Here is a 10521-nt window from a genome sequence, read left to right as displayed (position 1 = left end):
AGAATGACGACAGTCATGGTCTGTTTCGGCTAATCTCCAACGTTGACGACTGGCGGAAACACAGATGAAGGTCGTCATTCTCGACCTCGTGAGCGACCGAAGGGAGCGGAGAGTGTCGGGAATCCATGCCTCGCTGGGGGCGAACCAAAGCCGATGCAGAAGATCCTCCTCGGCCACGCGGGTTGCAACCCGATTGTGAAATCTGTGAATCCGATAGCCGTCCGTCACCGGGAGAAGGTGCCCGAAGGGCGGATGAGGGGCGGCGCGGACGGTCAAAATAAACAGCCACTGGCTTCAGCCGTTGTGGAAGACGCTCTCTATAGCATCGGCGGCCTTCGATACGACGACGTCAGCCTCTTCGCGAGTGAGGCAGAGCGGCGGGGCGAAGCCGAGGATGTCGCCCTGCGGCATGGCGCGGCCGATGACCCCGCGTTCGGCAAGAGCTGCCGCGACCTGGGGCCCGATCTTGCGGGAAGCGTCGAAGAAGACACGGTCGTCCCTGTCGGCGACGAATTCCACCGCGGCCAGCATGCCGTCGCCGCGCACATCGCCGACGTTCTTGTGGCCGCCGACCGCCTTGGCCAGTTCCGTCCGGAAATAGGCGCCGGTGTCGCCGGCATTGGTGACGAGGTCCATCCTGTCGATCAGTTCCAGATTGGCGACGCCAGCGGCAACGCAGATCGGATGCGCCGAATAGGTCCAGCCGTGGCCCAGCGACCCGAGCTTGTCGGAGCCTTGAACCAGACCCTGCCAGACCTTGTCCGAGACGATCACGCCCGACAGCGGGGCATAGGCCGAGGTCAGGCCCTTGGCGATGGTGATGAGGTCCGGCTTGATGCCGTAGTGGTCGGACCCGAACATCGTGCCGAGGCGGCCAAAACCGGTCACCACCTCGTCTGCGACCAGCAGGATGTCGTATTTTTTCAGCACCGCCTGGATCTTCGACCAGTAGCCGGCCGGCGGCGGCACGATGCCGCCGGTGCCGAGGATGGGCTCGCCGATGAAGGCCGCCACGGTTTCCGGCCCCTCGGCCAGGATCATTTCCTCGAGCTTGTCGGCGCAGAATTGCGAAAACTGTTCCTCGCTCATCGAACGGTCGGCGCGGCGGAAGTAGTATGGCGCCTCGGTGTGCAGAACCGGCGCGCGCGGCAGATCGAAGGCGTTGTGGAACAGGTCAAGCCCGGTCAGGCTGCCGGTCATGACGCCGGAGCCATGGTAACCGCGCCAGCGCGAGATGATCTTCTTTTTCTCCGGCCGGCCGAGAACGTTGTTGTAATACCAGATCAGTTTGATGTTGGTCTCGTTGGCATCGGAGCCGGACAGGCCGAAATAAACGCGGCTCATGCCTTGCGGCGCACGGTCGATGATCATCTTGGAAAGCGTGATCGACGCCTCGGTGCCGTGGCCGACATAGGCGTGGTAGTAGGCGAGGTTCTTCGCCTGGGCGGCGATCGCGTCGGCGATCTCCTGACGGCCGTAGCCGACATTGACGCAATAAAGGCCGGCGAAGGCGTCGATGCTTTTGCGGCCGCTGGTATCCCAGATAGTGACCCCCTCGCCGCCGGCTATGACACGCGTCGGCGACTCGCCACGCGCATGCGTGCCCATATGGGTCGAGGGATGGAAGAAGTGGTCGCGATCCCAGGCGGCGAGTTCGTTGGACTGGTCGAGCATTCTTTTACTCCTTGCAGGAAGACATTTTTCGGCGGTCCTACGCCACGTCCAGGCAGATATATTTGAGATCGGTGAAGGCTTCGATCCCGTGCCGCGAGCCTTCGCGGCCGATGCCGGATTGCTTGACACCGCCGAACGGGATCGGAGCGCCGGTGATCTTCACGCGGTTGATGGCGACCATGCCGTAGTCGAGCGCCCGGCTCATGCGCAACTGGCGGGCGCCGTTTTCGGTGACGACATAGGCGACCAGTCCGTATTCGCTGTCGTTGGCGCGGGCGACGACTTCCTCCTCCGTCTCGAAGGGCGTGACGGCGGCGACCGGGCCGAACGTCTCCTCGCGCATGATCAGGCAATCGTCCGTCACATCGGCGAGCAGGGTCGGCTGATAGAATAGATGCCCTGCCGCATGGCGACCGCCTCCGGCAAGGCAGCGCGCGCCGCAGGCAATCGCGTCGGCAACCTGGCCTTCGACCTTGCGGACCGCGCGTTCGTGCATGAGCGGGCCGATGTCGGCATCGGCGTTCAGGCCGTGCGCGACCTTGAGCGTTTCGATGCGCGCGGCAAAAGCCTGACAGAAACGTTCATAGACCGGCCTCTGGACATAGATGCGGTTGGCGGCGAGGCAATCCTGCCCGGACGTTGCAAACTTCGCGTCGACGGCGATCTTAACCGCCCTTTGGATATCGGCGTCGGCAAAAATGATCAGCGGTGCGTGGCCGCCGAGTTCCATCACCAGTCGTTTCATGGTGGTTGCGCATTGCGCGGCAATCCGTTTTCCGATCTCGGTCGAGCCCGTGAAGCTCAGGGCGCGCACCCGGGCGTCCGCGCAGAGCGTGCCGACGATGGTCGCGGCGTCTCCGGTGGCGACGTTGAACACGCCCGTCAGCAGGCCAGCGCGTTCGCCGAGTTCCGCGAGCGCCAGCGCCGAAAGCGGCGTCTCGGACGAAGGATGCGCGACGATGGTGCAGCCGGCGGCAAGGGCGGCGGCCGCCTTGCGGGTCAGCATCGCCGACGGGAAATTCCAGGGCGTGACGACGCCGACGACGCCAAGCGGCTCGCGCCGCACGATCATCTCGGCGCCGGCCAGATGGCTGGTGACGCTCTCCGCATTCAGGCGCTTTGCCTCCTCCGCATACCATTCGACGAAGGACGCCGCATAGTCGATTTCACCCAGCGATTCCCTGAGCGGCTTGCCCTGCTCCAGCGTCATCAGAAGCGCCAGATCCTGCTTCGCGGCGACGATCAGCTCGTACCATTTTCGGAGTATTGCCGACCGCTCTTGCGGCAGCATCGCCCGCCAGGCCGGGAATGCGCGGGAGGCTGCATCGATGGCCCCCGCCGTGCGTGCTGCGTCGAGCGCCGCGACAAAGGCGACGGTCACGCCGGTGGCGGGGTCGGTCACTTCGAAACTCTCGGCCCTCCCGCCGGCCGTCCAGCGGCCGTCGACATAGGCAAGCTCGCGATAGAGCCGGCGGTCGACCAGGCGGTCGAGCGCTTCGTGGCGGTGGGAACGGGCGAAGTGCGCGGACATTTTCGATTTCTCCCGATGCGGAGTGCTGTCGGGGAGAATAGCCGGACGCTGTGGATAGAGAGGCTGTTTAGTCCCTTGTCGGCAGAGAGATTGTCTTTCTCAGCCTGCCGCCGCAGCCGGACTCTCCGCCTGCTACGAAGATGTCCTTGTCAGCTCGCCCACCGGCAGAACCGTCTCCTCCTTCACCGTCCTGGTGACGATGTAGGTGAAATAGCGGTCGATGCCGATCTCGCGTTCGAGCAAGCCATCGACCAGCCGCTGGTAGGCGTCGATGTCGCGCGCCAGCACCTTGAGCACGTAATCCACGCCGCCGCCCACCGACCAGCAGGCAACGATTTCCGGAATGTCCTTGATGGCCCGCTCGAAACGGTCGAAATCGGCCTGGCGATGGCTGCCCAATGTCACCTCGACGAGAACGGTGGCGATCGGCGCTATGGCCCGCATCGCGATCTTCGCGTGATAGCCGGAAACAATGCCTGCCTTTTCAAGCTTCCTCAGCCGCATCCAGCATGGCGTCGGCGACAGGCCGACCTTTTCCGCCAGCGCAAGCTTGGTGATGCGGCCGTCGCGCTGGATGGCGTCGAGAATCCGGAGATCAATCGGATCGAGCCGGACGGATGTCATGCCGGCCGGCTTCGCACGGTTGCGGCATCGTCGCTATGGCCAGATGTCATTCGATAACGACCGCGATAACGCTGGCGCAGTCGCCCGACTTGACGAGACCTGGAAAATGCCGCGCCACGAGCAGCCCTGACATCTTCGCCCTGATCTCCTGCGGTGCAACCCCGGTTCGCAGGACCGGATGGATACGGGCAATGAGCTGGCCTGCCGCCACCGGCTCCCCCAGATCGACCATCGTTTCGATCATGCCGTCATCCTCGGCAAAACAGAAGCAGTCGCCGGACGGCATGTCCAGCCAGCGTGTCGGCTGGGCGTCGATAGCGCCCGCCACAATGCCCGCATGCTTGAGCACGTTCAAGGCGCCGCGGCGGGCGATGCGGACGGTGTGCGCCGTCGATGTGCCGCCGCCGCCGAGTTCCGTGGTGACGAAGACCTTGCCGAGATCCTCGGCGGCGGTGTCGTACATCCCAATCGCGTCGATCTCGAGCATCTTCATCGACCACGGCGCCGAGAACGCTTCAACCGCAGCAAAGGCTCTTTGCGAGAGCGCTTCGTCGGCAAGGATGTGGGCGGCGCAATAGGGGAGGAAGTCGAGCGTCTTTCCGCCGGAATGGAAGTCGAGAACGACATCGGCGCGCGGCAGCAGCTCGCGCTGGAAGAAGTCCGCGATCTTTTCCGTAACCGTGCCGTCCGGGCGGCCCGGGAAGGACCGGTTCATGTTGCCCTTGTCGATCGGCGAGGTTCGCGTGCCGGCGCGGAACGCGGGGTAGTTCATCGCCGGCACGATGATCACCGTGCCGCCGACCTCTTCCGGGGAAAGCGTGCACGCCAGCTCGAACAGAGCGAGCGGGCCTTCATATTCGTCGCCGTGATTGCCGCCCGTCAGCAGCGCCGTCGGCCCATCGCCATTCCGGATCACGGCGATCGGGATCATGACCGAACCCCAGGCCGAATCGTCACGGCTGTAGGGCAGACGCAAGTGGCCGTGCTGGACGCCATGTCCGTCGAGATCGATGGTCGGGGAGATGGGAGAGGGTTTCATCGTCCTGTCGTTCCTTGCTCCGGGTAATAGGCAGTGGGCAGTAGGCAGTACGGAATGAGCGGAGATGCCGTGCCTGCTTTCCCTACTGCCTACTGCCCACTGCCTCCTCAATCCTTCACCATCAGCTTGCGCGGCACGTCGGCCAGGCATTCGACGCCCGTGTCGGTGATCAGGATGGACTCGGTGATCTCGATCCCCATTGTTTCCAGCCACAGGCCGGTCATGAAATGGAAGGTCATGCCGGGTTTGAGTTCGGTGCGATCTCCGGGCCGCAGGCTCATGGTGCGCTCGCCCCAGTCCGGCGGATAGGAAAGGCCGATCGAATAGCCCGTGCGGCTGTCCTTGACGATCCCATATCGCATCAGGACCGCGAAGAATGCGTTGGCGATGTCTTCGCAGGCATTCCCCGGCCTGGCAGCGGCGAGGCCGGCTTCCATACCTTCCAGAATGGCCTTCTCCGCGTCGAGGAAAGCCTGAGTCGGTTTGCCGAGGAACACGGTGCGCGACAGCGGGCAGTGATAGCGGTTGTAGCAGCCGGCAATCTCGAAGAACGTGCCCTCGTTAGCCTTCATGGGCTTGTCGTCCCAGGTGAGATGTGGCGCCGAGGCATCCGCGCCGGACGGCAGCAAAGGTACAAGAGCCGGATAGTCGCCGCCAAACCGGCCATCCGGACCGTCGACGCCGCGCGTGCCAGCGTCAAAAATCTCGGCGACCAGGTCGCATTTGCGCATGCCGACCTCGATCTTGTCGAGGATGCGCCGGTGCATGGCCTCGACGATGCGGGCGGCCTTGCGCATATAGCCGATCTCAGCCGGGCTCTTGATGGCGCGCTGCCAGTTGACCAATGCTGTCGCGTCGGCGAAGCGGGCGTTCGGCAGGTGCTTCTGCAGCGACAGGTAGGCCGCAGCCGAAAACCAGTAATTGTCGAGCTCGACACCGATCGTCAGCCGGTCCCAGCGCCGCCCGGCCAGAACCTCGGCGAGATAGTCCATCGGGTGCCGTTCGGTCGATTGCACGTAATGATCGGCGTAAGGCACGATATTGCCGTCACCGAGATAGGACGTGCGCCTGGCGCCGTTGGCGTCCTGGCCGCGGCCGTACCAGACCGGCTCTCCGTGCGGCGGTACGATCACCGCCTGGTGGACGTAGAAGGACCAGCCGTCATAGCCGGTCAGCCAGTGCATGTTTGAGGGATCGCTGACGATCAGGAGGTCGACGCCCTTCGCCACCATGGCCCGTCGCGTCTTGTCGAGGCGATCGGCATATTCCTGTCGGCTGAAACGAAGTGTTGGGGTGGTCATTCTTTTGCTGTCCTGCCGTTCGGCCTGTTGTTCAACTCTCGAAGATCGTGCCGGCATTCGCTGCCCTTGCCCGGTCGCGGGCGAGCGTGGCGATTGCCGTGTCCTGCACGCCGGTGCCCGTAAGGTCGGCAATGGTGATCTGATCCGCCGACCGGCGACCGGGACGCAAACCCGCAATCACCTGGCCAAGCTCGGTGATGTCGGCGTCGGCGGCGATCAACCCGGCGTCGATGGCGTGATGGAGTTCGCCGAGCCGCCTCGTCTGGCGGGCAGCGTCGGCGACATAGAGGTCGGCAAGCTTCAGCACCGCCGGCGCGATCTCGTTCTTGTGCTCCGCGTCGGAACCCATCGCCGTGATGTGCTGGCCCGATGCGACCCAACCGACCTGGAAGATCGGCTCAGTCGATGGCGTTGTGGTGACGACGATGTCAGCGCCTTCAGCCGCCTTGGCGGGATCAGGCTCGGCGCGCACGTCGATCCCGAGCGCCTCGCGCAACTCTCCGGCCACGGCCTCGGCCTTGACCGGATCGCGCGCCCAGATGCGCGCCTCGGCGATCGGGCGCACTAGCATCAAGGCCTCGAGTTGCAGACGTGCCTGTACCCCCGCGCCGAATATGGCCGCGACAGAGGCGTCCGGACGCGCCAGATGTTTGGCCGCGACCGCGCCGGCCGCGGCCGTGCGGATGTCGGTCAGGTAACCATTGTCGAGCAGCAGCGCCTCGACCAGTCCGGTCGTCGCGGACAACAGCACCATCATGCCGTTGACGCTGGGCAGGCCGAGCTTCGGGTTGTCGAAAAAACCCGGGCTGATCTTAATCGCGAAACCGTCGATGCCCGGAACATAAGCCGTCTTCACATCGACCTCGCCGCGATGCTCGGGAATGTCGAGCCGCATGATCGGCGGCATCAACACGGGCAGCGTCGCCAAGGCGCGAAAGGCATTTTCCACGCAGGCGACCGCGTCGCCATCGAGTTTTACGATCCTGCGCAGATCGGCCTCGGTCAGAATCGTCATCCGGCTCATGCCACACCCCTCCCTTCGACCCAGTCTCCCCCGACGATCCGGCGGTGCAGGTCCATGTCGATGTTGCGCCCGGAAAGCAGGACGATCGTTTCCCCCTCAAGCTTCACCTTCCCAGCGAGAATGGCGGCGATGCCGACCGCGCCGGCGCCCTCGACGATCTCACGCTCCATCGCATAGGCGTGCCTGATCCCGGCGGCGATCTCCGTCTCGGTAAGCAGCACGACATCGTCGAGCAGCTTCCTGCACATTCCGAAGGTGAAGCGGTTCGCCAGCCCGATCCCACCGCCAAGCGAGTCCGCCAATGTCGGCACCTCTTCCACCAGCATCGGCCGCCCGGCATCGAGGCTCGCCTTCATGGCGGCTCCGCGCTGCATCGAAACGCCGATGACCCTGATCGCAGGCGAGAGACCCTTGACGGCCGCAGCCACGCCGGCCGCGAGTCCCCCACCGGAGAGCTGCACCAGCACGGTTTTGACGGCGGGCACGGCCTCCATCATTTCGAGCCCGAGCGTGCCCTGCCCCGCGATCACATCGGTATTGTCGAAGGGCGGCACCATGGTGAGCCCGTCCGTTTCGACGAGCCGGTCGGCCTCATCCTGGGCATCGTCCTGGCTGTCGCCGACGATGCGGATGTCGGCGCCCAGCCGGCGTATCTCGGCAATCTTGTTGCTTGGCACCAGCCGCGACATGCAGATGACCGCACGCACGCCTTCAAGTTTCGCCGCATAGGCGAGCGCACGGCCGTGATTGCCTGTCGAGGCCGCTACGACGCCACGCCTCCGGGCGTTGGCGTCCAGTCGGGCGACCGCGTTGGACGCCCCACGCAGCTTGAAGCTGCCCGTCGTCTGCCGATGCTCCATCTTCAGAAAGACCGGAGCGCCGGCGATCTCGGACAGCGACGCGGACGGTACGGTCGCCGTGGGCTCGACTTTGCCTTCTATCCGGAGCCGTGCAGCCTCTATCTCCGACAAGGTGATCGCGTTCATGCCGTCACCATTGGCCGGCTGCGCGCATCCCAAGGCGCGTCGCGGAAAATCGAATATGCCGGGCAGCGCGTCATGCTAGCGCACGATCGGGCCGGCGGGCGTGCGGGTAAGCACCTCGGCGCCCTGATCGGTCAAAAGCACGCAGTTCGAGATGAAATCGTCGCCGCGTCCAGTGCCCATCAGCCAGGACAGGATGTGGAAACTCATGCCGGTCTCGATCTCGAGATCGGAATCGTGGCGCAAACCCGTTACCGAATTGCCGCCGGTCCAGGACGGCGGCTGGCCGATGCCGACAAGGTAGCCGCAGTGGTGGCGGCGATAGTGCCACAGACCGGCTTCGTCGACGATGCCCTGCCAGGCGGCATAGACATCGCGCGCCTTGACGCCCGGCCTGAGCGCCTTGACGACGGCATCGAACGCCTTTGCCGTGATCTCGGCCATCGCGGCGTCTTCGTCCTTAATACTGCCGATGCGGATGAGCCGGCCGAGCGGCGCGTGATAGCGCGAGACGCAGCCTGAGAGCTCGACGAAAACCGGCTCGCCCTTGCGATAGACGCCCGAGCCCCAGGTCGTGTGCTCCTCGCCGAGCCGCGTCGCCGGCCTTATGAACGGGCCGAAGCCCGGCGCATGGCCGCCGGCGCGGATCATCGCCGCCACGCATTCGGCCGCAACGTCCCGCTCCGAGGCGCCGTCGGAGATCGCCGCGATCGCGGCGGCTGCGGCGGCGTCCGTCACCTTCGCCGCCTGCCGCATCAGCGCCTGTTCCTCGGCGCTCTTCACCAGCCGCATCCCGTCGACCAGACTGGAGACATCGCTCCACTTCGCATAAGCCTGCGCCTCGAGCTTTTCTGCAAGGCCGTGGCTCAGCCCGGACGTCCAATATTCGAGGCCGATGCGCTTGCCGATCAGACTACGCTCCGCAAGGACTCGCGCAGCAAGGTCGGCCGCTGTCTCGCTGTCGGAATGACCGCGGAATTCCGCCGCCTTGACCTGCGTCTCGATCGTCACCTTTTCCATCGCCCTTGTGACGAGAACCGGCTTTGCGTCGAGCGGGACGATCAGCAGATGCGGCGCGAAGTACCCCCAGTGGTCGAGCCCGGTGAGATAGAAGATGTTTTCCGGCGCGGCGAAGATTGCCGCGTCCAGTTCGCGCTCGGCCAGCGCCGCGCGGACCGCCGACAGGCGGCGCACTATCTCGGCGTCTGAAAAGGGATTGCGGTCCATCGGCAGTCCTCGACGAGGCGTCTCACAAAAATCAAGCCAATTGTGCACAACTAGATGGCAGATTGCCAACCGACATATGCGCAATCTCTGAATTTCCGTAGATATTATCAACGGACCTTGCGACATGTCCAGATGAGTTGTATACGTCTTTGCGAGCTCGCTACCGGCGCCGGAGAACCGCCGGCCGGGTCGCGCCGATCAACGAACAAGGAAAAGGGGAACGCATGTTCAAGTCACCGATATCGCGCCGAACCGCCGTCAAGACCGCCACTGCACTGGCGCTCGCCGCAACGTCGTTCATGTCGCTGCCGGCCCAGGCGCAGACCACGCTCGAAAAGGCCAAGGCGGACGGCTATATCCGCGTCGGCTTCGCCAACGAGGCGCCGTTCGGCTTCGCCACGCCCGACGGCAAGCTGACCGGCGAGGCGCCGGAAGTCGCCAAGGCCGTGCTCGCCAAGATGGGCATCGCGCAGGTCGACGGCGTGCTTACCGAGTTCGGCTCGCTCATTCCCGGTCTCAAGGCCGGGCGCTTCGACATCATCGCCGCCGGCATGTTCATCAATCCCAAGCGCTGCGCCGAGATCAATTTTTCGGAGCCTTCCTACGGCATCGGCCAGGCCATGCTGGTGCTGAAGGGCAATCCGAAGGGCGTGAAGGACTATTCGAGCTTCAAGGACAATCCCGACCTGAAGCTTGCCGTGATGGCCGGCGCGGTCGAGGGCGGCTACGCCAAGGACGCGGGCGTCGCGGCCGAGCAGATCGTATCGCTGCCCGACCAGTCGAGCCTGGTCGCCGCCGTCCAGTCGGGCCGGGCCGACGGCGCGGCGCTGACGGCGCTGTCGATCGCCGACATGGCGAAGAAGGCCGACGGCGTCGAATCGACCACGCCGTTCGGCGAAGTCGCCGGCAAGTCGGTGAAGGGCCATGGTGGCTTCGGCTTCCGCAAGGAGGACACCGACCTGCTCGAAGCCTTCAATGCCGAACTGAAAAAATTCCTCGGTTCGCCGGAGCATATCGCGCTGGTCGAGCCCCTCGGCTTCGGCAAGGACTATCTGCCGAACAAGACCACTGCGCAGCTCTGCGCTGGCGAGTAGCATCCTCCCCGCTGTCGGGCGGCG

Annotated in this window: 9 protein-coding genes; 1 reads left to right on the top strand and 8 read right to left on the bottom strand. The window is 64.7% G+C overall.

The window, feature by feature from the left end; all coding sequences use genetic code 11:
• Positions 1-294 precede the first annotated feature (294 nt).
• From ACH196_RS09500 to ACH196_RS09465, 8 genes are all read right to left on the bottom strand, one after another.
• Positions 295-1674 carry an aspartate aminotransferase family protein gene (locus tag ACH196_RS09500; protein ID WP_396646639.1) on the bottom strand — a complete coding sequence of 460 codons (1380 nt, stop codon included), beginning with the start codon at positions 1672-1674 and terminating at the stop codon, positions 295-297.
• 37 nt (positions 1675-1711) lie between these two features.
• Positions 1712-3205, bottom strand: a complete 1494-nt coding sequence (locus ACH196_RS09495; RefSeq protein WP_396646638.1) for an NAD-dependent succinate-semialdehyde dehydrogenase — start codon at positions 3203-3205, stop codon at positions 1712-1714.
• A gap of 132 nt (positions 3206-3337) precedes the next feature.
• Positions 3338-3829, bottom strand: coding sequence for an Lrp/AsnC family transcriptional regulator (locus ACH196_RS09490; RefSeq protein WP_396646637.1), 492 nt, complete (start codon positions 3827-3829; stop codon positions 3338-3340).
• Positions 3830-3875: 46 nt separating this feature from the next.
• On the bottom strand, positions 3876-4868 hold the full coding sequence (doeB, locus tag ACH196_RS09485) for a N(2)-acetyl-L-2,4-diaminobutanoate deacetylase DoeB (protein ID WP_396646636.1): 993 nt from the start codon (positions 4866-4868) through the stop codon (positions 3876-3878).
• A 107-nt stretch (positions 4869-4975) separates the two neighbouring features.
• Positions 4976-6169, bottom strand: coding sequence for an ectoine hydrolase DoeA (doeA, locus tag ACH196_RS09480; RefSeq protein ID WP_396646635.1), 1194 nt, complete (start codon positions 6167-6169; stop codon positions 4976-4978).
• Positions 6170-6200: 31 nt separating this feature from the next.
• Positions 6201-7193, bottom strand: a complete 993-nt coding sequence (locus ACH196_RS09475; protein WP_396646634.1) for a cyclodeaminase — start codon at positions 7191-7193, stop codon at positions 6201-6203.
• Positions 7190-8179, bottom strand: a complete 990-nt coding sequence (gene eutB, locus ACH196_RS09470; protein ID WP_396646633.1) for a hydroxyectoine utilization dehydratase EutB — start codon at positions 8177-8179, stop codon at positions 7190-7192. Before eutB ends, ACH196_RS09475 begins: the two co-directional genes overlap by 4 nt.
• A gap of 75 nt (positions 8180-8254) precedes the next feature.
• Positions 8255-9403 carry a M24 family metallopeptidase gene (locus ACH196_RS09465; protein ID WP_396646632.1) on the bottom strand — a complete coding sequence of 383 codons (1149 nt, stop codon included), beginning with the start codon at positions 9401-9403 and terminating at the stop codon, positions 8255-8257.
• A gap of 224 nt (positions 9404-9627) precedes the next feature.
• Between ACH196_RS09465 and ehuB the strand changes: the two genes are divergently transcribed.
• Complete coding sequence (gene ehuB / locus ACH196_RS09460) at positions 9628-10497, top strand: ectoine/hydroxyectoine ABC transporter substrate-binding protein EhuB (protein WP_396646631.1); 870 nt, start codon at positions 9628-9630, stop codon at positions 10495-10497.
• The last annotated feature ends 24 nt before the right edge of the window (positions 10498-10521 follow it).

The sequence above is a fragment of the Mesorhizobium sp. IMUNJ 23232 genome (genome assembly GCF_044326205.1).
Taxonomy (GTDB): Bacteria; Pseudomonadota; Alphaproteobacteria; order Rhizobiales; family Rhizobiaceae; genus Kumtagia.
This window is presented reverse-complemented; position numbering and strand designations above follow the sequence as displayed.